Raw genomic sequence first — 26,492 nt, forward strand, 5'->3', positions numbered from 1 at the left:
AAGGAGTGTTTACCAGTTGCGGGATACCTTTCGAAGCTTCACGGTGCCGAGAGGTACCATACTGTCGAGCGTGTTCTGCAAGATATCTTCATACCTTCGATAGACCCATGGCCGATGGTCGTTCGTATGCAGTTTGATACGAAATGCATCCCACATGAGTCCACCGGCCCGATTCTTTTTTCCAACCCTTTCCCAGCGAGAGGTTAGCAGGCGCATGACGACAAGGTTCGCTGCAAAAAGAAACCCTTTGGCGGCAGGGACCGGTCCGGCATTTCCAGCATTATTTTTCCCGGCTTCGCCTGTATGGCGAGAAGCTCCCGGAGAGTTTGGAAAAAGTTGCAACATCCAGGGGTTGCACTGCCGGATATGCATTGTTCCCGGCTTTCGGAAGACCTGTTTCAAAAATAAAAGCTGAAAAGCACTGTAGTGATCCCGCTGCCAGAAAATCTCCTGAGCCTGCTCGTCAACCAGGTAATTGCTGCAGCAACTCTCTTTTCGGAGCATAATGATACTCAGCAGGCGAACAAACAGATAGGAAATCCAGACCGTATTTTTTCTGGTGACTATAAACAGGTCGAGATCGGGCTTGTCATAAAGGCTGTTCTGATGAGAGGTGCCGCCGGAATAGTAGACTGCCCTGATCAGTGGCAGGGTCCCGAGCAGACGCAGAAGCAAGCGGTGCCGCTGGCGGATCCGGGCATGATCTGCCCTATTATCCCGTTTTGTTTCTTTCAGGGGGGCATACCGTAAAATATGAAACCGGTCCCGGTGCATCGAGAACTGGTCGGGGAACTGCTTCGTCAGTCGATCCGCTTTTCGGCGTACCTGCTCCACCCCGGAAACAGGCACTGGAAAAGCCTGGTACATTTTGACAGCGGATAATGCCTCCCCGAACACTGCGGCATAGGAAGCCGCGGCAAGAACCCCTTTGGTACTGCCGGGTTTTGCGGCTCCCAACACGGGGAAGATGGTGTTATTTCCGGCTTCCAGACGGTCTGCAATTTCTCTCAGGCTTTCCATGTACCTTTTCCTGGAGTAACGTTTCCACATTTCCTCGGCATGCCGGCGCGATTTGTCAAAACCGAATGTGGCAAGTTCGCGCATGTCACGTGAGATCCGAGCCGGATCATGGGGATCCGTGACCAGCGATCGGCCTCCGCCGACCTCCTGCATGGCCGCGTCATCGGATATAAGACAGGGTGTACCGGCAGAAAGGGCCTCTGCCTGGGGCAGGCCGAATCCTTCCACAAAACTCAGGTTTACCAGTCCGGAAGCTTCAGAAATGCGACGCTTGACCTTATCATCTGAAAGATAGCCCATCCACCTCACCCTCTCAGAATTATCCGTCAACTTGTGAAATCTGCGAAGCCAGGACCTGCCAGCGTGCAGTTTGCCCACCAGCTCAAGCCGGTAGTTATCCAGGCCGCTGTTGTTGAATGCCTCGATGAGGGTCAGTACATTTTTCCTGGGCTCCATATTGCCAAGATAGAGCAGCGTTTGGGTCCGCTTTTCAGGCGGCAAAATCTCCCTTGGCTCCAGCCAGCACGGCGGATGAACCAGGATACGTGAGCGCGAAACATTTAAATGCCGGTTTATCTGCCGGGCGGATGCCTCGCTCACCGTGAGGATATACCTGGCCCTGGCAATAGAGTGCCGAATCCGCCGCCGATACCACTGCCGCATTTTGATCGAGTAATATTGCGGATGAGTAAGAAACGAGACATCGTGCACCGTGACAGCTGAAGGTATTTCCCAGAAAAAAGGCATGAAGTAGTTGGGAAACAGCGCGATGTCGGCAGGGATGCGTTCGCGGTTTCCAATCAACCGGTGATTCAAAACCCGGTGCGGAGACGGGTGTGTGGACGACAGTGTTGTTTTTGGGAGAATAGGCAGGATGTGGGCGATATCCCTGCTCACGGCCGCATGGACATGCTCGGTACCGGACAGGCGAGGCAGCGCATGCAGCAGATTACGTGCATAGGTACCGGTACCGCTGTGCCCGCTGGATATGGTGGTGGCATCAAGAAATATTCGCATCGCGAAATAGGTTGATTAAAAACCCGAACGCAGTCGATCAGTAAATCATTCAGCAAAACGGATTCGAAATCAATCGCACAGCCGCTTCACGGCGTTCACCAGGCGGGATCACGGCATTCGGAGTATTATCTCACCAAAAGCGTTCAAACCGTCAGCTCCGGCTGAATGCCTCCCGCGATGCATCAATCCAACGATCACAATGACGGTACAAAAAAGTCAATCCTTCACTTCAGGCGGATTGGCATAATTGTCATAACGGCGCTCTATCTCGGAGCGGTCAGGGGCCTCTCCCCCTCTGATCCAGAACCGGTAATTCATTACCAGGGTTTCTCCGCCGGCCAGTTCCTGCTCGAAAAATTCACCGAACCGGCCGTAGAGCCGTTCCGACATTTCGGCACCCCGGGGATTGGTCGGATGACTCATGTACGCCACCGTATAGGTCCGCCCCTCCACTTCAAACACCATCGCGTTCCAGGGGAAGTCGAGAATATCCCCGCTCTCCAGCTCCTCATCCGGGGGCACATCGCTCCAGGCATCAGGACGGATGAAGCGGGTCGCCTCGCTGTTGTCGGCCACCTCCTGCGCGGCGCGGAACTGGAGTCCGGCATGGTGGCGGTCACCGCCAAGGAACACGCTGCTTTCCAGCGCTGTCAGTTCGGAGCGAACATCCACCAGCAGGTGTCCGTCAGGCTGCCGAAACGTCCTGATCTCACGGACTTCATCCAGAAACGTCTCACCGCTGTGGTCCTTCCAGTCGATCGACACAACGTGGCCGCCAAGCACGGGCCCTTCCATCCGGCGGATTACCCGGTTATGCTCGCTTCGTTCGCCGTCTCTGGCGTGCCAGATGTCGATGCGTTCATCGCTGCCGTCAACATAGGCATAATAGCCCAGGAAAATCCCCCTGTGGTGGGAAAAGAGTCCGCCGGGCCCTTTGGTGATGAACCGCACGCCGCTCGGACTAAATACGTGATGAAACGGCTTCTTTGTGTGCTCCACGTCGTCGGCATCGTAGACGGGGTGCTCGTACTGCAGTACCGGCTTTTCTCCCAGCAGCAGGCGATCCGACTGCGGACCGGCTTCCCGCCATGCGAAGGGGGTAGCGCCGCACTGCGCGTCACGGTCGACGGTGTATTGTATGGCCGATCCCTTCGGCTGCGACACCATCCACCAGACCCTGCTGGTCCGGTCATCCACCCGTTCAATCTGTGCCGTTTGCAGGCCATGCTCCGAGGAGAGGCAGATCACCTCCTCCTGGAACATCTCTGAAGGCACATCGGCATGCACAGGTTCATGAAACAGCTCCCTGTCGTGGCTTTGCACCATCCAGGAGGTTTGGTTCACGGCCAGGCAGGCACCGGCCGCATGTGTCAGTATCACTGCTGCGAGAATGGAAATTTTCAGCATGGGTAGGAATTTTCGTTTAAAAAATTTTGAAGGTTACCGGGTCAGATGGTCGGTTCCCAGCCGGGTTCATATCTTCGGGTCCAGTAGCTCATGGCTTCCGAGTCGCCGATAATCCGTCCGGTTTTCGGATCGAGATTAAGCGATCGCCCAACAAACTGGGAAATATTGCCGATATGCAGCGGCATCACCGACTTTTGCGCATCCTCGATGGGGGCGTTCAGGGATTCTCCCTGGCGGATGGCCATGGCAAAATTATTGATATGGATATTGGTCATGTCTCCGCCGCCGACGGTATCCAGATGATCCCTGTCCTCGTCATCGTCCATGACACGCTTGACCTCTTCATTATCCAGGTCATACAAGATATAGCCGCTCCGGTCGATCTTGATCGTGCCTTTGGTACCGTGGATGGTGGTGCCCCTTCCGCGGTTATAGAACGCGAATCCGTTGGCGCTTCGGCCTTCCCAGTTGATCGCCTTGCCCCCGGGAAACTCAAAATTGACATTCTGCACATCAAAGAACTCCCAGTCGTCGTCGTAGTGAAACCTTCCTCCCGAAGAGCTTACGCGGTTGGGAAGGTCCACTCCCAGCGCCCAGCGTGCGATATCGTATTCATGGGTTCCGTTATTCAGAAGCTCGCCGGTTCCCCATTTCCGGAACCAATGCCAGTTATAGTGGATGACATTGCTGCGGAAGGGTGTTCGCGGGGCGGGACCCTGCCAGAGCTCATAATCCAGCCACTCGGGCACCGGGGCGATGCTGCCGTGGCCGATGGAGCTGCGGGCGTTGGCGTAGAAGGCTTTGGCGTAATACGGTTCACCGATCATGCCGTCGGCAATATCCTGCATTGCCTGGAGTGTCTCAATCGCCGATCTTTGCTGGTTGCCCATTTGAACCAGTTTGCCATAGCGCCGGCTTGCCCTGACTACCAGCTCCGCCTCTGCAGGGTTATAGCTGGCCGGCTTCTCGACATATACATGCTTCCCGGCCTGAAGGGCCATGATGGTCGCGGACGCGTGCCAGTGGTCGGGGGCGCCGATGACCAGCGCATCGATATCGGGATCGTCCAGTGCCCTCCGGAAGTCGGTGCCCGTCTCGGGCCGGGTCCCCTGCCGTTCGGAAATATCATCGGCCAGCTCTGCCAGCGGACGATAATCCACATCAAAAATCGATTTGACATGGGTGCTGTCGAGGTCTGCAAAAATCCTTGCAAGAGCGCCGGCGCGGCTGCGGCCGCCCATGATCGCTACGTTGACCCGCTCGTTCGGGCTTTTGGCAGCGCGAGCCAGGCTGTAGGGCCCTGCAAGTCCGATCGCGGCTCCCGCCAGTGCCGTGGTTTTAATGAAGTCACGTCGCTTGATTTCCGTCTTTTTCATAGTACAATATGCTGTTGGTTTTATATTGAGGGATAGAGCGGCCGAAGACATCTTACCGCAGATGTGGTCTCATTCAATCCTCAATAATATAAAAATCCCCTCCGTACTCTTCACGCAGATACTCAAGATGTGACTCATCAGGACTGACCGTCGTAGTTATCGAAGGGGGAAGCGGCCCCAGCGACTGGTATGCGCTGTCCATTTTTTCCAACATCCACTCCACCCGCTCCGGATACTCTTCCGCAAGATTTATTCTCTCGGAGGGATCCGTATCGAGATCGATCAGCAGCAGCGGATGCGGCGCCACATTGTGGCGGTACCAGGCTCCGGGAAACCCCTCATATTCCAGTTTGATTTTCCAGTTTTCGTAGCGATAGCCCTGGAGCTCCCCGTACTCCATAAACAGAAAATCGTTACCCGTCCTTTCGCCCTGATCAAACAGAACGGGTGAAATATCTTCTCCATCGAGGACGATACTATCCGGCACTTCGGCACCCGCCAAATGGGCAAAAGTCGGGAACCAGTCCATCATATTGGCCATTCCTTCATAGACCGTATTTTCAGGGATGGTCCCCGGCCACATGGCGACGGTCGGCACCCTCATCCCCCCTTCGAAGGTGTAGAACTTGCCTTCGCGCAAGGACCCGGCGGAACCACCGTGATCTCTCATCACAAGCCAGGGTCCATTGTCACTGGTAAAAACCACAAGGGTGTTTTCGTGCAGGTTTTCGGCTTCCAGCTTATCCAGTATCTCTCCAACGCTCCAGTCCAGCTCCTGTACAACATCACCATACAGGCCGCGTTCGGATGTTCCCAGAAAATCCTCTGAGGCATACAGGGGCACATGCGGCATCGTGTGGGATAGCAGAAGGTAAAACGGCTGCTCCCGGTTGCGTTCGATGAAATCCAGTGCTTCTTCGGTAAACCTTCTTGTGGAGTACCTCTGATCCACTTCGTGCTTTTCCACATCATTGCCTCTCATGTAGACCGCACTGGCCATATCGTTGCTGTAGGGCATGCCGAAATACTCATCGAAGCCACGCTGCAAAGGCAAATAACGATGCATATGTCCAAGGTGCCACTTCCCGATTATGGCCGTAGCATAATCCTGTTTGGCGAGCAGTTCCGCTTTAGTCAGTTCGTCCACTGGCATGCCGGTCAGGCTCTCCGGAAAAAAAACGGCATTCACCCCCATTCGCTGGGCATAGCGGCCTGTCAGCAGGGATGCCCTCGAAGGACTGCAAACCGGAGACGTTGCGTAGAAATCGGTAAAAAGAATGCCTTCCTCAGCCATTCTGTCGATGTTCGGAGTGTGGATATCCTGAGCCCCATACACGCCGATATCCCCATAGCCGAGGTCATCGGTGAGGATGAAAACAAAATTGGGCGGTGCGTCCTGACACGAATTCTTTGAAAGGCCCTCGGCCGGGAGGGTCAGCAGAGAGGCCATTCCTGTGGTTACCAGGATGTGTTTTTTCATGGCAGACAGTTTTTATAATGTATGATTGCAGACGGCGGCAGCAACACACCTCAATTTCTTTCCGGGTTGATGAAATCCAGGAGCTTGATTCTGAATTCGCGGAGCAGCTCCTCGTGCCCTTCAACACGGGCAAGATTGGTCCATTCAAAAGGATCATTTTCATGGTCATAGAGTTCCTGTTCACCATTGGGCATAAGTGAATAGCGGTATCGTTCAGTTCGTATGGAGTGAAACTGCCTGGCGGGTATTCCGGGCTCATTAAGTTCAAGGAACTCACCGCTTGGTATCGACATCAGGGCAAAGTCAGGCCCATCCCAGGCATCAAAATCCGGGTTCTCAATGAAAGGAAGCAGACTGTGTCCTTCAAGCGGCAGTCCGTTACCTGAAGCATTCGGCTCCTTGGGAAGTCCGGCGATATCAATGATGGTAGGATACAGGTCGATCAGGGATACCGGATGGTTGATACGTGCTCCCGGATGATCAAGATCCGAGGACCAGACAATAAACGGAATGTGCGAGGATTCCTCCCAGACGGTCATTTTACTTCTGAGGTACTCCTTTTCTCCCAGATGCAGACCGTGGTCGCTCGTAATAATCACCACCGTGTTATCGGCATAGCGGCTCTCCATGATTGACTCCATGATGTCACCTACGACATCATCCACAAAAGTGACACTGGCAAGGTAGGCCTGCACCGTTTTGAGCCACATATCGGGTTTGGGATGATTGATAATTCTCTCGAACGCATTGTACCCGTTGCAGTGTGCCGTCTGACAGGGATTCCAGAGCATATCGGGCACATCATCAAGAACATTCTCTTTTACATTGGGCAGCTTCAGATCTTCCAACGGATACATGTCAAAGTATTTTTTCGGGGCGTGAAAGGGAGTATGAGGCCTGTTCAGTCCGACAAAAAGGAAAAACGGATCATCATGATCCTGCTCCAGGACGGTCGCCGCATATTTCGCATTCAGCTCATCCGGCATCAGGTCCCGATTGTCATCATCCTCGTAATGCCATGGTTCCCCGTACAAAATCCAGCCGTCAAAACCGGGGGCTCCGGTTTCCGGGTTGGGGGGATAGGATGGGATATCAGAAAGAGGACCGAAGCTCTGACCCCAATGCCCCCGGTATTCCGGATGTTCATTAATATCGACCTCAAGGACATCGGGATGGGGCAGCCCAAGCGCATGATCCCAGTCACCTCTGTCATAGCTGCCATCCCATGCAAACGGGCCGAAGCTGGATTCGTACCCGAAATGTCCTATCGGATCGTCACCACGCCAGACACTCCAATCCTCATGTCCGTTATGGAACACTTTTCCTGTTCCATAGACACTATATCCGTTATCATAAAAATGCTCCATCATGGTGACGGCATCGCTTAGCTTGTCAAATTCCCGCCAATGGTTATTCTGCTGGTTGTACCCGAAGAGTCCGGTTGTATGGGCATACAGACCGGTGAGCATACTGGCGCGACTGGGCCCGGATAACGGGCTGTTTGCATGAGCATTGGTGAAGTTAACCCCCGCTTCCATCAGCCGGTTGAAATTCGGGGTGATGGTTTGTGGATGCCTGTCAAATTCTTCCAGCCAGTTGTTCAAATCATCTGCGTGGATGATGACAATATTGGGCCGGTCCGATGCTCCGGCGTCATGGCCAAAGGCGGTCAGTGCCACAGTACTTGTTATCGCAAGTGATTTTGCGAATGTCACTTTTCCAGGATTCATAATGGTTCGTTTTGGTGGGTTCAGAATAACCGGACAATACCGGTCCGGTTCGGTTTTAGCGGCAATTTGCCCGGTGAGGCAAGCCGTATTCCGTTTTTAAAAATTGTAATGAGAGCTTTTCGCCAGCCGCGGAATAAAAGAGAAGGGGCACATTAAGACCGTGCACCCTCCCCGGTGTTTTCCAGGGTGTTTATTCATTGCTGAAGGCGGCCTGGCTACGGTGCTGCTTGTTTATACATCAGATTACGCATCTTCTCCACCACATCGGCATAATCGGGATCATCTACGAAGTTGCGGGTCTCGTCATAATCCAGCTCGTAGTCATACAGCTCCCGGGCCACTACTTCGTTGCCCGGTGCCGGATGCGCATAGTTGGTGCCGTCCCATTCCGGATTCACGACCCACTCCGTATAGCGGTATCGCTCGGTACGTATGGAATAGCCCATGCCGTTAGGATCTCCCTGGATGTTGCGGGGGTACTGACTGAGCGCGTACGGCTTCCACTCAGTTTCCGGGTTTTCCATGATGGGAACAAAACTCTGCCCCTGCATCATCTCGGGCATATCCATTCCGGTGAAGTCCACAAGCGTGGGGAAAATGTCGAGCAGTTCAACCGGCTGACTGACTACCGTACCGGAAAACAGCTCCGGATGCCTGAAGATCAGAGCGCTGTGATTGGCCTGTTCAAAGTTGGTGTGCTTGCACCACATGCCGTGATCCCCCAGGTGATAGCCGTGATCGCCGAACAGTACTATGGCCGTATTGTCAGCAAGTCCCGTTTCTTCCAACGCATCCAGGATGTAACCAATCTGCGCATCCACAAAACTCACGGAAGCGTAATAGCCATGCAACAGTTCCAGTTGCTTTTCCATGGGGATGGGCTCGCCTCTTTCCGGTATGTCGGGGTAGTTGCGCAGCTCCCAGGAGTCCTGAAAAGCAAAATCCGGGGCGCCCTCCGGCATTTCCATAAACCCGGGAAGCGAGAGTTCGTCCCGGTCGTACAGTTCCCAGTATTCTCTTGGGGCGGAAAATGGCAGATGTGGACGAATATAGCCTATAGCGTAGAAAAACGGGTCGCCGGTCTCCGATTTCTCCTTTAGCGCATCAATGAGCTCCATGGTCATATGCCCGTCGGAGTAGGAGGTGTCCGGCACATCGGCAACCTCAACGGATGGCCCCCGGGTGAATATGTAGCGTTCCAGACCTTTCAGGCCGATTTCTTCCGCCCACCTCTCACGCATGGCCATGTAATCGATATTATCCTGATTGGCGTAGTCTTTGTGTCCGCCTTTGGCCCATCCCTCCGTCCAGGCATACGATTCACCGCTACCGTCCGTACGCAGGTCATGTTCCCTGCCCCGACCAGGATAGTGCTGCAGTTTTCCCCATCCCCTGGTAGCATAACCGTGATCCTTGAAATACTGCGGGATGGTCACCACATCGGGAACCGTTTCCCTGACATCGGTATTCAGGTCATAGACACGAGTCGAGTCCGGTCGCAATCCGGTAAGCAAACTGGCACGCGATGGAGCCGAGATGGCTTGCTGGCAGTAGGCGTGTGTGAACAGAATGCCCGTGTTGGCCAGGCGATCCATATGGGGAGAGTGGATGAAGTCATGGCCATACACATTGAGTTTTGGCTTCAGGTCATCCACAGAGATAAAGAGAATATTCATCTGTTCTTTGACCGTGCTGCCAACGAACATGAACCAGGCCATCAGAGCAAAAACAATACGTGACAGAAAACCTGTAATACTTAATTTATACATGCATTTAAAAATTTAGGTTTAGTAGACACATGCAAATCCATGACCGGTTTTAATCTTGTTCCCGTATATCCGGGTTTTGGCCCGGTCATGAGCATTTCATAAATATTTTTTAATAGTTACAACTCAGCAGACTGACACCTGCCTCGACAGTGGCCCCTGCATTTTCAAATTGCTCAGATCAGAATAATAATTGCTCTCTTGGGCTGCTAAAGCGATGCCATTACAAATGATTATGGAAGCGCTTTTTATATCTCTAAAGCTACCTAACCCCAACCAGAAGGTCAAAAAAAAACTCAAAACTGGTGTATCCCCTGTAGTGCAGGAAGATAGCTGGCAGCAAGATCGAGCCGCTCAGGGTGCCGAGAAGCGCACGCGCTCTGCAGGACGGTATCCGATTCGTACCGCCTTGGCCTGAATGGTTTCCCCGGCGGAGAGCGATACCGGCTTGTGATACAGTTCCCAGTGGTCACCGTCAATGCGGTCGCCAAGCTGATAGGCGATGCGCGCACCTTCGGTGGGTGAACGAAGCGTAACTTTGTCGCCACTATGGGAAAATTGGACCGGTTTCGTTTCCGGCTGAATCAGGCCCGGCCACATCATTTTGACGAGGTCGCGTTCCGGTATGAACCCCATATCACCTGCTTCGAGCTGCCAGTCAGCCAGCGCACCGCGCAGCTCTTCCAGCTTTTCAGCATATTCCGGTTTTTCGGCCACGTTGTTGACTTCATACGGATCGTACTTCAGATCATACAGTTCCTCCAGGGGTTTGGTGGGCATAAAAATATAAGCGGCATCGCCTTCAAGTTTGCCCAAACGGTTCATTTCTATGAGCACGCGGGTCATTTCGATCTGTTCCCGATAGGCGATGCGATAAATCAGCGGGAGTTCGGGACGGAAATTTCGGATATAGACAAAACGGCCGTCCAGGACCGAGCGGCTCATGTCATTGGCGGTATCAAACCGGTCAGCCGCCCCAAATATGTAAGGATGCGGAGTTTCGGTTACATACGGCCCCAGGAATGCTCTGCCGTGCAGATGGTCGGGTGCGGGTATGCCTGCAAGGGACATCACCGTCGGGCCCAGGTCCATCAGCGACACCAGATCATCCACCTCGGTTCCGGCTTTTTCGCCATGCGGAAGTTTGACGATGAGCGGCACGTGCAATCCGGTGTTGCCGACCGCTCTCTTCTCGCGCAGCAACGGTCCGCCATGATCGCTCCAGAAAAAGATCACCGTTTCGTCATATATCCCTTCCTCCTTAAGCTGATCGATGATCTCACCAACCTGCTCGTCCAGTTCCATGATATTGGAAAAGTTTCTGGCCTGTGCTTCTCTCACCACAGAGATGTCGGGGAAATAGTCCGGAATTGGAACCGTGTCGGGATGGGTCAGCAGTGGATCATCCTTCTTCATCCACATCCGCGATTCATGGGTCACATGATGGTTGATTATTGAAAAGAACGGCCTGCCCTCCGGCGCGTTGCTGTAGTGGGCCTCCGGGCTGGATTCATCCCAGGCCGTAACCGGTCCGCTGAACTGATAGTCCATTTTATCGGCGTTGGTTGTATAGTAACCTACCTCCCTGAGATATTCCGTAAAGGGCCGCACATACGGGGGTATGACCGCCGAATACTCGGGCACATTTCGGCCGGTCACATCATACACACCCTGATAGGTTTCGTAGGTCTCCTCCTCGGCGGAACGGTAAAGGTAGTGGGAGCCGGTACGCATGTTGTGCGTGCCGATGCTTACCTGGTGCATAGCCGTAATGATCGAGCTCCGGCTTGGCGCACAGACACCGGAGGTGGTGTAGGCGTGGTTATAGCGGATACCGTCTTCCGCAAGCCTGTCGATATTGGGTGTGTGGATGCCCGGAGTGCCGTAGACACTGAGCAGCGGACCGATATCCTCCGTTGTGATCCACAGGATGTTGGGAAGGTCGGACCTGTCGTGCGCATCCGAAGCTTCAACAGAATTTGCTGATCCCATGGTTGCGGTTCCGGCCAGAGCCATGCAAGCAAATCCAATCATGTTCTTGTGGGATGAAGCGCTGTTTTTCATAGTCATACCTTTTTGTAGTCACTGGGCGGATACCCAAGCTCCAGGCATCGTACCATTTTTTTAAAAACCGGATAGGAGTGCGCATAAAATCGTTTATACCCCTCACAAAGGTAATTCAGGCCGGGCTCACCATCGGGTGTATTGATGATTCGGTCTTTGGGGCATCCGCCGTTGCACACCTCCAGATAGTCACACTGCCTGCAGAAAGCCGGGAGCTTCTCTTTTTTATCCAGGCCAAACTGCTGCTGCCGGGCACTTTCATGCATGGCTTTGGCCTTCTGATCCATGATATTTCCCAGCTTGTACTCCGGGAAAACAAAATGGTCACAGCTGTAGAGGTCACCGTTGTGCTCGATAGCCATGGCATGGCCGCAGGTTTCCGCATGAATACAAATCGGTGACGGATAGCCGGCAAGAATACTAAGTGCGACATCAAAATCCTGGACAAATATCCTGCCCACATCTTTTCGCTTGAGCCATTCGTTGAATACGCCGGAGAGAAACGAGCCGTATTTCTTTGCGCGTACGCTGCGATAGCTGACTCCTCCACCGGGCTCCGGCTCAACTATGGGAATAAACTGCATATGCGTTGAGCCAATTTCTTTCAGAAATCGATATATCTTTACCGGATAGGATGAGTTGGATGACTGAATGCAGGTCAAGGTATTAAAAAGCACCCCGTGCTTTTTGAGCAGCTCCAGTCCATCCATTACCTCGTGGAACGAGCCGTAGCCTCTCTTGTCCGGACGAAATTCGTCGTGAAGATCCTCCGGACCGTCAATGCTGATACCCACCAGGAACTCATTGTCCCGGAAAAACTGCGCCCAGTCTTCATTGAGTGTGGTACCGTTGGTCTGAAAGGAGTTGGTAATCCGCATGCCGGCACGCGCGTATTTTTTTTGCAGGGCCAGCGCCTTCCTGAAAAACGGCAATCCCATCAAGGTGGGCTCACCGCCCTGCCAGGTGAAGTTTACTTCCTGCGCATCGGCGGGTTGTGCATAGATATACTGTCGAGTGTACGAATCCAGCACCTCTTCGGTCATTTTAAATGACCGGGTTCCCGGATACAGATCCTCCTTCTCCAAATAGTAGCAATATTCGCAATCGAGATTGCAGATAGCGCCAATCGGCTTTGAAATGATATGAAAAGGGTCGTCATGAGACCGCATAATGACTGCTGATTTTATTGTGTCCCTCCATCCGAAGATGGAAAAACGTCTGTTTTCAAGCCGGTTTACCACTTCCCGCCGCAACGGCAGGTGGGAATACCGAAACACTCCTCGGCGCTGTTTCCCGGGCGTGTCACAAATCCACGATGCGAATCCGGTATGATACCGAATCGACATCATCCGGGACTACGTGTAAAAAGCCAAGATCTAAAACCGGCACAGGATTGACCCGGGCGTACTCGCCGCCATCGTGCGAGGCATACACATCATAGGCTACGACATCATCGGTGGCCTGTTCCCACCTCACGAACTCCTTGCGCTCTCCGTGAAATCCCTCATAAGCGGCAACAGAGGCAATCTCAGGTTCTTTGCGCGGTATCGCCGCGTCTTCGGCGCCTTCGGAAATAATAATCATGCTGACCGACGCCGGACTCATTACAAGCTCCAGCCGGTTATCATCAAGAGGCCGCCTGGAGTGCATGATGACAGGTTCCATGTACCCTGTGAGAAACTCATACTGTTCAAGATCAAGTTGCTCCGGCCTGCCTATTTCAATCCACGTCTGGTATGGATTGGCGTGGACATCATCGATTCGGATGTGGGATACGACCGGGTTTTGGATTCCGGTATTCGCCACCGTCAGATTGACCAAAGCCGCGGCTGCGTCGTGCATCCGTTTCTGTTCCGGCGTAATCACCTGGTCGGAATCGGCTCCGGAACGTACCGGTCCGAATTCGGGCATATTGGAGACAAGCATCACAATCTGGCCATTGTCCTTTCTGACGGGAATGACGGTGGTGAGTTCATGGTCCGTCTCATAGCCCTGGACCTGGTAGCGCCTTCCGGGCATATGTGCCAGCAGTGACATGGCATTATGCACCGGTTTTTTAATCAGCCAGAATCGCTCTTCGTTCTCCTCGTTGGCAAAGCGTGCCAGGGCCGTCCGGGTATACCAGTCGCCCAGAAAACCTTTGTCATTGATCAGCTTTCCGTAATTGATGTCGATGGCATCCATGATTAAACGGTTGTGGGCGTCCACTGACTGAACGATAAAACCGGCATACCACGGTTTGGGCCGCCACCAGAACGGCCTCAGCCAACCGAACGTCGGGTCGGCTTCATTGTTCCAAAAACTGACATCACGGAACCCGGGGTGATGTTCACGAATATAGTCGATCGCCTCCATTTCGCTTTCGACCATGTCGTAAGGCAGGTTTTTATTGTGAACCGATATAAAATCCAGTACGGATCCCTGTTCGCCGGTAATCGCGTTGGTCCCACGGTCGGCGTGTTCTATCACGGCTTTGAATTCATCAGAGAGAATCAGGGCGGTTCCGGGCCCGCCGAACAGGTAGTTTTCATTCACCGCCTTAATAGCTTCGCTGGTGGCATCCCAGTAATTCAACAAAGCGGGAATTCCCAGATCCCAGAACCACTCGGGCATGTCCGGCTCGTTGGTGCTTTCAAAATACCAGCTCTCCAGCTCTTCCCTGCCGTAACGATCCTCGAGTTCCGAGATCATTTCAACCACAAAGTCATACCACAGCATAAGCTCGTCCTGCTGCTCAAAATCGGGCACCCACTGATTATCGGCATCTTGCTGACCCTGAGCGAACTCATCGTACTTCATTTCGGCCGTTTCACCCTCGGAGTCGACAATCATGGGAAAGCCCATGATCTCAAATACGGGCTTCATCCCTCTGGAAACAAACTCGTCCAGCGCCTCAAAAAGGCGGTCAAAATGGTATATGGCCTCTTCGGTTCCGGGATTTTGGACCGTCACCAGATTCAGCAGCCAGTGAGGCCTGACATACCTCATCCCCTGGTTTGGCACGGCCGCCTGATAATCGAGCGTGAGCTGCATGTCTTTGCGAAACAGCAGGCTGCCCGGTGTAAAGCCGGTGCCGTTCCAGTAATTGACAAACTCCGTTCCTTCACCAGAAAAATCGATGTGATAATCGTGCGTTTGGTACTGAACCTGCGAAAAGGCAGAACTATTTAACAGCAACAGAAGTTTAAAGATCAGAAAAAGAAATCTACTCATGGACAGGTGATTTAGTCGGTTGGTAGCAGTACCGGTTGTCAGTACTGGTCAGGAAATATTGTGATTTGGAGCCGTTTCGGCCGGTGACTGTACCGGTTTGGAAATATCCTCGAAAATAATATTTGCGGCAACATGTCTTTACAATACAAACTAAAACACTCTTTTTCAAAAATATCGGCAATAAAAACAACAAAATAGCCCATACGAATACGTTACATAGACCGCAGCAGGCAGTTGACGACTCCGGGACTTTCGCAGGTTTAAGTAACCTGCATATACCCGAGGCCGGCGAGCTTGTCAGGGCTGTTGCCGGCGTCCGTTCGATGCAAGACTATGCACCTGCCCGGTGTCCTGTTCACCCGTCTATCCGCAAGCTCATTACGGGCAACATGCACGAACACCTTGCAAACCGTACTTAATAGCGTTTTAATATCGTAAGTGGCTCATAATGCTTGATCACAAATGAACATCAATCCGTTTACCTACTTTGACCACATCGACCGGACCGTCACACGCTGGATGGCGCAAAACGGAATCTTCCTACTGCGCATCAGCATCGGGTTCATCTTTATCTGGTTCGGTGCATTGAAACTTTTCCCGGGCATGAGTCCGGCCGAGGAGATGGCCGGCACAACCATTGAAATTCTCACATTCGGACTGATTGGCGCCGGCACCGGACTGCCGATACTTGCCGTTTGGGAGTGTCTGATCGGGGTGGGAATGTTCGTGCGCCGCTACATGCGATTTACCATCCTGATGTTGTATCTGCAGATGATCGGTACTTTTTCACCCATAGTGCTGCTTCCGGGCATTGTGTTTGAGTCGGCTCCGTTCGCTCTCGCCCTGGAGGGGCAGTACATCTTCAAAAATGTAGTGGTGATTGCGGCGGCGCTGGTGATCGGCGCCACCGTGCGGGGCGGGAGGCTGAAAGCCGAGCCGTGAACTTCCCGCCTTTCGCCCCTTAGTTTTCAGTCCGCTCCATTTTAATTCACTTAAAGTTTGAGACATATGACCATAGGAGGTATTATCCTTGTGTGGTCATATGAAACTATTTTACAAGGGTCATCATCCGTGAGTACGTCGTTCCATCGGCGCGAAGCTGATAGATGTAGACCCCGCTGGAAAGGTGAGCCGCGTCAAACGAAACGGTATGCACCCCCTGGCCGTATCGGCCGCTCGCAAGCTCGGAAACCAGTCTGCCGGTAATATCATATACCCTCAGTGAAACATCTGCTCTCTGATCCAACTCAAATGTAATATTGGTCGCCGGATTGAACGGATTGGGGTAGTTTTGCCGCAAGCCGATTCCCTCAGGAACGGTTCGCTCTTCGACGATTGCCGATGTCGGGATTGATTTTGCATCCGTATTCCGAAGTACGGCTCCATCACGGCCGGCAGCCCAACCTTCGCCGGACTCGGTGATAAACAGAGTGTAGAGCGCACCATCTGACCGGGTTGGCGCCCATCGCCAGCTATCGGCCAGATCATCGGTATAGAGGATACGGCCATCCGCGTCAACGGCCCATGCCCTTTGATCGTCAATCAGCTGCAGGTCATGGAAAATGCGCACATTGGGATTTCTTCGATTGACCCAGCTTGAACCTCCGTCCGATGTTCTGAGAACGATTCCGCTTCTGCCAACAGCCAGGCCATTGCTCTCATCGATGAAATCAACCGCATTCAAATCCAGTCCGGTATCGGAATTTGAAAACTCCCATGTTTCGCCTCCGTCGGTCGTTTTTCTGATAATTCCGTCATCTCCAACCAGCCAACCGGTTTGATCGGAGACAAACGTGATATCGTTCAAATCATCGGTATCTCCGGCCGACTGTTCCTCCCATGTGCCGCCACCATCCCGGGTGTGAAGCACGATGCTGTTATCTCCTACAGCCCAGCCGGTTTGCGTATCATGGAAGTAGATCGCATTCAAATGCTCCTCGGTGCCGCTGTCCTGTTCCTGCCAGGTTTCGCCGCCATCGCCGGTGTGCAAAATGCCTCCGTTCCTGCCGGCGATCCAGCCATAATCAACCGTGGCAAAGCTTATGCTGTTGATCCTGAAATCCAGCTCCAGTTCCAGTTCCTGCCAGGTCTCACCGCCATCGTTTGTTGAAAAAAAATGATGGGACGGGCTCCATGATGATCCACTATCGGAACTCATCCACCCGGTATGTTCACCTGAAAAATGGATCGCGAACACATTGGATGGAGGAATGACATCATAAGACGCATAATTACTCCAGGATTCACCGCCATCTCCCGAGTGCATGAGGTGCCCCAGGCCGCCGCCGGTCCAGACCCGGTCGCTGTCCAGTGCAAAAACAGCACGATTGGTTTCCCGGTTGTCATCCGGTCGTTGATCGGTCCAGGTCTCCCCTCCGTCGGTCGTCTTCATAACGTTTCCACTGGATCCGGTCACCCAGCCGGTCTGTTCATCGATGAAGTGCAAATCCCAAAGTGTCGGTGTCTCTTCCAGACTCCGGGTTGTCCAGTTTTCACCGGCATCGGTCGTTTTACGAACCAGACCGTCAACGCCGGCAATATAGGCGGTTTCTTCAGCTACAAATTGCACACCGTAGTACGTATCTATACTAAAGGAATCCACCCAGGTATCACCACCGTCATGGGTATGGAATATGAGGTTGTTATTTCCACTGATACGTGCAACCATAATGCCGTTGCCGGCTCCGTCAAAACTGACCGAGAGATAGGAAACTCGCGCAAAACCACTCACATCAACATCAATTCCTTCAAAGGCCGTCCATGTCTGGCCCGCGTCGCCGGTGGTATAAATGCTGTTATTGCTTCCCACGGCCCAGCCTGTCTGTTCGTCGATAAAATGGAAGTCTCTCACCCCGCCATTGGCCATGGATGCCTGATGCTCCCATGTGACGCCGCCGTCGGTGGTATGCAGGATTTCTCCGGCAAGGCCACCGGCCCAGCCCGTCTGCTCATCCACAAAAATAATGGCGTTTACCGGGTTGGTCGAACCGGTATGGTATACTTCCCAGGTGGTACCTCCGTCTTCGGTTCTCATGATGATGCCGCCATCGGTGGCGGCCCACCCGAGGTCGTTGTTATAAAAGGTGATGGCGTTGATCTGGTTTCCGTGTGGAGATGGATTCTGCCATTCCCAGGAGCCTGGCAATTGCGCATGGACATCCGGTAATAAGTTGATGAAAAAGAAGATAACGATACCTGTGCATGTGTATTTGTTTTTCATAGCGATAGCTTGGGGTTTGCATTCAGAAAGGTCAGTTGGAGACCATAAGTTGAGCACACTCTGCCACGGTCACAATACTTACAAGTAAGTATATTTTATATACTTGAGGCGAGCCCCGGACTATGCCTGCACGCGGGTTTGAGGATGTACGGGAACGGTAATCATCATTTCGGTGCCGGTTCCCGGAACCGATGTAACCATGATCTCCCCTTTCATGTAGCTGACGCGCTTCCGGATATTATCCAGCCCGATCCCGTTGGTTGATGAGTTTTCGAGGTCAAATCCCTTGCCGTTATCGTCGATGGTGAGGACCAGCTGGTCGCTGTGGCATATCAGCTGGATTTCCGCTTTATCCGCCTGACTGTGCTTTTCTATGTTTTGAAGCCCCTCCTGCACAATACGGAAAAGCTGAATGGTGATATCTTCCGGCAAATCATCCGGCACATCCACGGATTGAAAGGTATAGCTGATCGTGCTGCTTTGGTTGACTTCCAGCACCAACCGCTCGATTTGAGGTGCCAGTCCGACCAGCTTTAGTCCGGGCGGCGCAAGTTTCTGCGAAATAACCCGTACATCCTGAACAATTTCCTGAACATCACGGGTGATTCGCCGCATGTTGTTTTGGCCGGATTCGATCGTTCTGCGCAGCTGTCCGAGTTTGCTTCCGATGTTGTCATGCAGTTCCGCGGCCACCCGGCTGCGCTCTTTCTCCGTCCCCTGGATGTAGGCGCTCAGCTTTTCATTTTCCAGGCGATGGACTTTATCGGCCAGCGCAATTTGCCTTTTTTCAACAAAACGGACCTGCCAGGCCAGTCCGAAACTTAGAAAAACAATTTCCATCACGGATCCGATTTGAATCGGGGTAAAGAGAAGGTCAGGTGTCTGAATCAGTCCGAATTCACTCATGATAAAGATAGTGCCCGCGACAAAAATAAAGGAGAAGGCCAGGATAAAGAGGATTGCCGTGTTTCGTTCGATCGTCAAATATTTGAACGCGACCCAGAGCGCGAGGCTGATGGAAGCAAGGATATCAAAATAGAGCAGGTAGAGGATATAGGTTACATGCTGCTGGGCAAAGCTGGTAAAAAAAGCGTGCGTAAAGGCAATTCCAATAATTATGGCGCATAGTATCCAGAACAGCCGGTGTACAAGCGGATAGTTGTCGCGTGTCCTGAAATAGGACATGGTGAACATGTTGAAAGTAAAAACCAGAAGATAGCTCAGGCCAATGCGCGACGCCCCGCCGATGGTGGATGATTCGGGGTATAAGTATTGATGTGCCAATCCGATATCCACAAATACAAACAGGCCGACGCTCATCACATAGCAAAGGTACCAGAAATAGATACGTTGCAGAGTGAAAAGAAAAGCAACCAGGGTGGTCAGTACCACGATGCCGAAGATGCCGAAATAGAGCCCGAAATATGCGTAGTGGCGTTGCTGAACAGAGTTAAAGTCGGTCATCGTCCACATGCGAACGGGGTAGTTAATGGAAGAGCGCCGTTTGTCGAGCAGCAGCACGAAATCCGAACTGGTTTGCTGCGCAAGGTCCAAATCGAAAACAAAGTTGAAATGGGGCACCGGCCTGGTTGAAAAGGGACTGGTTCGGCCCGTATAAGCAATTTCAAACCAGTCGGACAGGCCGGATGGGGAATGCACGCGGGAGTACAGGCGAATGTGATTGATGTGGTTATTGGCAACTTCCAGATACCAGGTATTCGCATCCGACTTGTTTGCCAGGGTAAAGCCCATCCAGACAAAATGCTGGGCAAATCCGTAATAGTGATCGCCATATGTCTCGCTTTGCTGCAAACGCGCCCAGGCCTCCCCGGGAGTGAGCAGGGTGGCGGAAGTGTCCACTGCCGCATCCCCGGTAATCAGGGACCCGCTTAACGCCCGTTGCAACGGAGTGGCTGGTATCACATTGGCCGACAAAGGCGATGCCGGTTCCCTCCTGCTCATTTCCGAATCCGGCATTGGCAGCCTCTCATGCATATCCGTAGACTCCGAAACAGGTAGCACCTCCCCCGCTCTCATTGACTCAGATGCCGGTATCTCACTCCTCGTGTTAGCCGAAGCGTGATTTTCGGCCACTTCCGGAGTAAGTACGGCAATCGCAGAACAAGGCAAACCATGCATCCAAAAAAGGAGATTGCAGAAGATATATATCGTGTAGCATGCCATGCGTCAGGTCAGGCCATTGGAATGAGCGTAGGTAATCAGCTCCTTGATGTTGGATATTTTGAGTTTTTTGTAAATGTTCCGGCGGTGGGTATTGACCGTATGCGGACTCAGAAATAGTTTTTTTGCTATTTCGGCGGAGGTTTGTCCGGTTACAGTGAGGTGGATGATCTCCTTTTCTCTGGCGGTCAGAAAAAGGGCGTTCGCATCCTGATTACTCTCTTGCTGGAGGTACGGGAGGTTTTTGAACCAGGGCCTGCCGCGATTGATACAATCCATGGCATCCAGAAGCTCTTTCTCGCCAAAATCCTTCAGCAGATATCCGTCGGCGCCCATCTGCCTGACCTTTCTGATGAGGATGGGGTCGCGGTGCATGGTGAGAATAAGAATATATGTATCGGGATAGCGGGAACGGATATCGGGAATCAGATCGATGCCGTTGACATCCGGCAGGTTCAAGTCCAGCAGCAGGATATCCGGAGAGTGGTAACTCAATGCGGCCGTCAGCGCTTTCGCCGACTTGAAGAACTGCACCGGCTCGTATTTGCCGGAATTGGAGAGAATTCGCAGAATGCCATCAATAACGATCTGATGGTCTTCGCATATGTACACGGAGCAGGACATGTCTAGACCGGTGTCTGATTTGGACAAGGGCGATTGAACAGCACGGCTGCAACAAGCGACGGAGTCGGGACTGAAACTCTACCTCTGGATGCCGTGAAACGGGATGTAAGGTGCTGCTAAGCTCAGGATATCAATGCTCTCAATGATCCGTAAATAAATAATAATTAACAAGATAAAAATCACCCGGGGCGGGATCGCAGCTATCCGGATACCCCATGGGTAGACATGTGAGGGTCCGGTATGCTTCCCGGATGTATCCGAAAGAACCCTTTTTGGATTGGCCCGGTTTTATGGGAGGGGCCGGCCAGCATAATGCGTTTGAGTTACGCGGGCAGAACGCCGGGAGCGTGATATCAGTGGTCCGTGCCGGAGTGGGCTTCAAGCAGAGTTGCTGCCAGCCGCGTGCCCAGGTGGGTTTCCATGATCTCTCTGTATAGTCGGGTGGACACGATGCCGCCGTTATGTTCAAAAAACTCGCTGATAACGGGTTGCCAGGTTGTATTTAGTGGCATAATGTAACCGAATTGTTCGGCTGCTTCGTCACCGGACGTATGCCGCTGGAGGGCGGCCCCCTGGTCCACTGCCCGCCAATAGTTGTACAGATCGATATAGGCAAAGTACCGGTCGCCGGAACCGACCAGCTCGATGATTTCATCGTTGGAGCCGGCCATGCGGAATCGCGCGTCGGGATAGTAGCGGGAGGTGAGCGTGCGAAGGCGCTCCTCGTGCAGGGTTCCCTCGAAGGCCAGTGCGGAGCGTCCGCCCAGCACCGATTCAAGATCCTTCAGGCGTGTGAGGGTGGGCGCGTCGCGATGGGTGATGAGCGATGCGATGTTGGTCATGTAAGGCGGACTGAAGGCCAGCTCCTCCCGACGCTCTTCGGTGATGGTTACATTGCCCATGCCGATGACTCCGTCGTCGGCATCAACGATATCGGAATAGAACGTGCGCCAGTCCTCTTCACGGACGAAATCGAGGGTGAGCTCCACATTGTGATAATCCGCGACATACCCGGCGAAAGCGCGCATCAACTCCACGGTGACGCCGGAGAGGTGCCCCTCATCGTCGTGATAGGCAAAACCCGGAGCCGGGACGTAGACGGCCGTCAGGGTGCCGGAGCCGCGTGCTTTGGCCTGCGGCCAGGAGTCGCCCGAGAGGGCGCCATCGTACGAGGCGTAATCATCGCCGGTCCCCCCGATGTCGCCGGAATCGGTATCACCGGTTCCGCTGCAGCTGCTTATGGCCAGTGAAAAAATCAGAATTGCTGTTGCTGCCAGGTTGTGCATGCTTGGATACAGAGGGTGGTTTCACCCAACCCGCGGTTTATGAACAGGGTTCGAGGCATGTCCCCTTCGATCAATGGCATGACCGAAGGGGACCGCTCGGAAAACGATCAATTGGCGATCATATTTCTGAACGCCGATCCAAAGAACAAGTAGCTGGTATTTCCACCAATGGTACCCTCATTTTGTCCCCAGAGGAAAGGCCAGTCATCGTAGTTCTCAAAATGATCCGGCTGACGGAACAGGATACCAGGGGCAAGGTTACCGGGAATAAAGGAGAAATCGGCCCGGTTGTTGCCGTAAAACACCTCCTTCGGACGTGTTGCGCCTACCGTTGCCACCAGTGAGTAGTTGTGGTAAGGATGGCATCCATACAGCCAGTTGGTTGTCTTGAATGCATGGTCGGCATCGATGATATCCGGAAAGTGCTTGTTGGCGAATATGATGGTGGTACCGAAATTCACGATGGTTCCGCTTCCCGCCCAGTTGCCGAGTCCGATGGGCACGCCGTACGGATTATCCTCTTCCAGTGCGAGGATATACTCCCTGTACTGCTCAACATAGGGACGAAGCCTCTCTTTGAATGACGCGTCCATATGCGGAATGCCATGCAGTCCAAGAGAAACGACGAATGTGACATTGCGGTCGAGTGCAGGCCACAGCAGTTCCTCGTACATATCCGCATACTGTTGCTCTCCGGTTGAGATATAGAGCTGAAGATTGGTGGCAATATCGCCGATCCCTCTCCACCATGACCGTTGTTCTCTCTCCTCCTCCGGCTGGTCGGCAAGCAGTTCCGTAGCCTCTGCAAGCAGTCTCTTCGACTGATAGAGGGCTCTGTCGGCAAGGTCGTCATTGTATCCCCTCAGTGCCCGGCTTGCGGAGGCGAACATGGCGGCAGCCCGGAGATCGAGATCCGGATTACGGCTGGTAAAGGCCCACATGTCGTCCATGAGTCCGCTGGAAAGGCCGTCGGGCGCTATTTCATAACGATCCAGTTCCGGGTTGTATGGAAGTCCGTCGGTCAGTGACGCGGCGTCCCCGAGGTGATGGTAGTTCCAGAGAACGGAATTGGATAGCGCCTGTGCCATGTGGCCGATGATCTCTGCCTGGGCGACCAGCTGCAATGTTCCATGCTCGATAAACTGCAATATGTCGGGAACACCGTCCGGGCGGTGAAGCAGCACATAGCGCTGATCCTGATCCACAAACGTCTGGTCACGTTGCGGCTGGAAATACTCCCAAATCTGAACAAAATTTTGCACAACACTGATATTCGAGCCGGTCTCGATATCAAAGTCACCGGCATCAAAAAAGCCGCCTACATTCAGGCCCGGGATATGTTCCAGGGCTTCGTACTCGGTATCGGTTGTGGGCCCCTGCCAGTGGAGATCGAAGTGGTCGGTATCGGGCGGCGCCTGGAGGTATCCCTCTTTAAACGGCTCGCCGTGCCACACCCTGTACGCTTCCTTCACATAGATGTGATTCATATGGATGGGGATCCAGATATCGCTGGTGGCATCGGTGATATTATCATAGACATCGTCGGCGATGAGGAAGTTATTGGTTTTGAAATCACCATACTGGATATAATAGATTCCGGGAGTGTCTACCGAAGAAAAATCAAAGCGCACATAGTGGTACTTGAAATAATCACCCCAGGGCTCGATGTCACCGGTAAACGCTCTGGTTCTGCTTCCATCTTCGTTGATTCTGTAGAGGGATGCTTCGGACAGCGGGGTGTCCTTCTTGTCGAGTTCAATCACGGACACCTTGGGTTGCTCAGGGAGGTATCCCACTTGCGAGAGCCCGATATTGGGTTCGCGGATCCAGCCGTCGATGGCGTTGACATCGATCGTCCAGGTCAGCACTTTCCCGGTTTTCCCGGCCGGGAGCAGGCTCCGGACCACGTACCAACCATTTTGTGCGAGGATCCGGCCGTCAAAGAGCATCAGGTCGGCGTCATGCGAGGTGATTTTGACCATTCGCTCGGGGTCATCGGGGGCAAGAACGATGGTTCCGCCGGTTTCGAGTGGCAACGGATCAATAAAGGTGCCGGTGCCTCTGTCGTCTGCGGTCACATATCCTTTATACTGTTTGATCTTTTCGCTGTTGGGCCGTGTGATGGTTTCGCCAACCGCATAGCGGGGGAAGCGATTAAGGCGCCCATCCATCAGATAGGCTTTTCCCCAGTACTGTGACGGCAGAAATTCGAGATTAAACCCTGCATCCCCTTCAAGCTCTTCGGGGATGGGTTCATCCAGATAGACAGAGATTTCAACACTTTTTCCTTTAGCCGTGGCCACAACCCGCGAGCTGAAATCATAATGGTCGTAGACCAGGTCGGCTTCAATCGTTTTCGAATCCTGATGAACCGTACGGGATGGGATATCGGGAACAAGATCCCACTGTTCGGGGGTATTTGAGAGCCTGACGGCTCCGCCCTGTGCTGTCCGGACGCCGTGGTGGATGATTTCGATGCCGGCGGTTTTCTCATCGTTAAACCCACCGGTGAAAAGATTGCTATAGATAAGAACATTGACCCCCTGCCTTTCAAAATATTCCAGGTCATTCAGGGTCAGGTCCTGGCATGAACCGTCTTTAAATGGCACCGCTAATAACAACGCAAGAAGGGGAATAGAAAGAATTTTTTTCATAGATATAAACATATAGATGTGCACGTGGATGGTATAAACCATTCATACCCTGTCAAATTAAGCGTCAAGACTGCATAACAATCCCTGTACTATGGTCAATATACCCTTTTATCCCTTTTGGCGCGCAACATTATCCTGTTGTAAAAGCCCTTTTCCCGCATAAATTGGCACATGTTGCCTTTGCGGTGCCATACGAAGCACAAAAACGGTCGCACCCTTACATCTTTTAACCTATGTTAATGATGTGGAGTGCAGGATGAGAATTTGTATACCTGGGTATAGAAAAGACCCGCTCAAACTGTTCCTGCCCGGGGCCGAACGCAGGCTGTTTCCAAAATGAAAAGTGGTCTTACCGCACAATTTGCCAATCCTTTCTGGATCAAACTATTGAATCGATTCTTATGTATGGTATTGAAAATTATTTTGGATTTATACTGGCAGGAGTACTTTTGAATCTGACTCCCGGAGCTGACACAATGTATGTTTTGACTCGTTCTGTTTCGCAAGGTCGAAGTGCTGGTGTTTACTCAGTCTTTGGGATTACGACAGGGGGGCTGATTCATACAACATTAGCAGCATTCGGATTGTCAGTGATTTTGGCTTAGTCAGCATTTGCATTCAGTTTGATCAAATACACTGGAGTTGCTTACCTGGTTTACCTGGGTATAAGAATGACAATTGAGAAAAATAATTTTGTTGATAATAAGTCTCAGCGGATTGAGACAACAGGTTTACTCAAAATTTATCAACAAGGATTATTAACAAATCTATTGAACCCCAAAGTCACCTTGTTTTTCATGTCGCTTTTACCTCAATTCATTGATCCTCATTATGCAAATGGGCCAATCCCGTTTTTGATCTTGGGTGTAACTTTCATGACAACAGGAACGATTTGGTGTTTGATTCTCGCGTGTTCCGCATCATTCATGACACAAACGTTGCGAGAAAATGATATGATTGGGAAGTTTTTGCAAAAGATTGGTGGATTAATATTAATTGGACTTGGGATCAAAATATTAACAAATCAATAAGCCAAAAACTGCCCGACTCCAACAAGGGGTACAACCCATCCAGGCTGAGACCGATCGTCCCGACCCTGTCGGAGGCATTAACAGAAGTCAAAAACGATTCGCACGGATGCTTTTTCGGATGAAGGATATCATTACGCAAAACCTGCAGATAATCACAATGTCTGACCAAGTACACTTCTCCCCTACCGAACCATGGCCGCTCCTCCCCGATACGTTCCTGAAGTTGCGCTGCCACCCTATGCCTATGTGCCTTGGCATCGGCCCCATCCAAACCGGGATCCGAACGGGCACGGACAGGGCCGATAAAGATCCTGATATATCAAAATCACATCGTTTCAGTGAACCGGACAGTTTTCCCCGATCATTTTTATTGCACTGGTAACCGAAAGGCGCGCAAAGATGTTATTCTCAGGCTCCCTGTTG

15 protein-coding genes and 1 pseudogene are annotated in these 26,492 nt (G+C 52.5%); 2 read left to right on the plus strand and 14 right to left on the minus strand.

Annotated features, from left to right (window positions below; translation table 11 throughout):
- Positions 1–9: 9 nt before the first annotated feature.
- The 9 genes from QA596_01060 to QA596_01100 all read right to left on the minus strand — a co-directional run bounded on the left by QA596_01060 (position 10) and on the right by QA596_01100 (position 15,073).
- Positions 10–2,037 carry a glycosyltransferase family 1 protein gene (locus QA596_01060; GenBank protein MDG5766035.1) on the minus strand — a complete coding sequence of 676 codons (2,028 nt, stop codon included), beginning with the start codon at positions 2,035–2,037 and terminating at the stop codon, positions 10–12.
- A 216-nt stretch (positions 2,038–2,253) separates the two neighbouring features.
- Positions 2,254–3,444 (minus strand): PmoA family protein, encoded by a 1,191-nt coding sequence (locus QA596_01065; protein ID MDG5766036.1) that lies wholly within the window; start codon positions 3,442–3,444, stop codon positions 2,254–2,256.
- A 41-nt stretch (positions 3,445–3,485) separates the two neighbouring features.
- Positions 3,486–4,820, minus strand: a complete 1,335-nt coding sequence (locus tag QA596_01070) for a Gfo/Idh/MocA family oxidoreductase (protein ID MDG5766037.1) — start codon at positions 4,818–4,820, stop codon at positions 3,486–3,488.
- A gap of 73 nt (positions 4,821–4,893) precedes the next feature.
- Entirely contained in the window at positions 4,894–6,300 is a 1,407-nt protein-coding gene (locus tag QA596_01075; GenBank protein ID MDG5766038.1) for a sulfatase, read from the minus strand.
- Positions 6,301–6,350: 50 nt separating this feature from the next.
- Positions 6,351–8,030 (minus strand): sulfatase, encoded by a 1,680-nt coding sequence (locus QA596_01080; protein ID MDG5766039.1) that lies wholly within the window; start codon positions 8,028–8,030, stop codon positions 6,351–6,353.
- 215 nt (positions 8,031–8,245) lie between these two features.
- Complete coding sequence (locus QA596_01085; protein ID MDG5766040.1) at positions 8,246–9,799, minus strand: sulfatase; 1,554 nt, start codon at positions 9,797–9,799, stop codon at positions 8,246–8,248.
- A gap of 351 nt (positions 9,800–10,150) precedes the next feature.
- Positions 10,151–11,860 carry a sulfatase-like hydrolase/transferase gene (locus tag QA596_01090; protein MDG5766041.1) on the minus strand — a complete coding sequence of 570 codons (1,710 nt, stop codon included), beginning with the start codon at positions 11,858–11,860 and terminating at the stop codon, positions 10,151–10,153.
- Positions 11,861–11,862: 2 nt separating this feature from the next.
- Positions 11,863–13,029: an anaerobic sulfatase maturase gene (locus QA596_01095; GenBank protein MDG5766042.1), complete on the minus strand. Its 1,167-nt coding sequence runs from the start codon at positions 13,027–13,029 to the stop codon at positions 11,863–11,865.
- A 133-nt stretch (positions 13,030–13,162) separates the two neighbouring features.
- Complete coding sequence (locus QA596_01100; protein MDG5766043.1) at positions 13,163–15,073, minus strand: hypothetical protein; 1,911 nt, start codon at positions 15,071–15,073, stop codon at positions 13,163–13,165.
- Positions 15,074–15,535: 462 nt separating this feature from the next.
- Here QA596_01100 and QA596_01105 point away from each other — a divergent pair, with 462 nt between their 5' ends.
- Positions 15,536–16,015 carry a hypothetical protein gene (locus QA596_01105; GenBank protein ID MDG5766044.1) on the plus strand — a complete coding sequence of 160 codons (480 nt, stop codon included), beginning with the start codon at positions 15,536–15,538 and terminating at the stop codon, positions 16,013–16,015.
- Between the two features lie 106 nt (positions 16,016–16,121).
- Here QA596_01105 and QA596_01110 read toward each other — a convergent pair whose 3' ends face one another.
- From QA596_01110 to QA596_01130, 5 genes are all read right to left on the minus strand, one after another.
- Positions 16,122–18,293, minus strand: a complete 2,172-nt coding sequence (locus QA596_01110) for a YCF48-related protein (GenBank protein MDG5766045.1) — start codon at positions 18,291–18,293, stop codon at positions 16,122–16,124.
- A gap of 120 nt (positions 18,294–18,413) precedes the next feature.
- Complete coding sequence (locus QA596_01115; protein ID MDG5766046.1) at positions 18,414–20,255, minus strand: 7TM diverse intracellular signaling domain-containing protein; 1,842 nt, start codon at positions 20,253–20,255, stop codon at positions 18,414–18,416.
- A gap of 225 nt (positions 20,256–20,480) precedes the next feature.
- The gene (locus QA596_01120) at positions 20,481–21,098 is read right to left on the minus strand and encodes a response regulator transcription factor (protein ID MDG5766047.1); all 618 of its coding nucleotides are present in this window, start codon (positions 21,096–21,098) and stop codon (positions 20,481–20,483) included.
- A 353-nt stretch (positions 21,099–21,451) separates the two neighbouring features.
- Positions 21,452–22,384 (minus strand): transporter substrate-binding domain-containing protein, encoded by a 933-nt coding sequence (locus QA596_01125; GenBank protein ID MDG5766048.1) that lies wholly within the window; start codon positions 22,382–22,384, stop codon positions 21,452–21,454.
- Between the two features lie 107 nt (positions 22,385–22,491).
- Positions 22,492–25,038: a cellulase N-terminal Ig-like domain-containing protein gene (locus QA596_01130; protein MDG5766049.1), complete on the minus strand. Its 2,547-nt coding sequence runs from the start codon at positions 25,036–25,038 to the stop codon at positions 22,492–22,494.
- A 401-nt stretch (positions 25,039–25,439) separates the two neighbouring features.
- On the opposite strand from QA596_01130, the pseudogene QA596_01135 reads away from it, so the two are divergent.
- Positions 25,440–26,069 (plus strand): annotated as a pseudogene (locus tag QA596_01135) (LysE family translocator).
- Positions 26,070–26,492: the final 423 nt, after the last annotated feature.

This window comes from Balneolales bacterium ANBcel1, from assembly GCA_029688905.1.
Lineage (GTDB): Bacteria > Bacteroidota > Rhodothermia > Balneolales > Natronogracilivirgulaceae > SLLW01.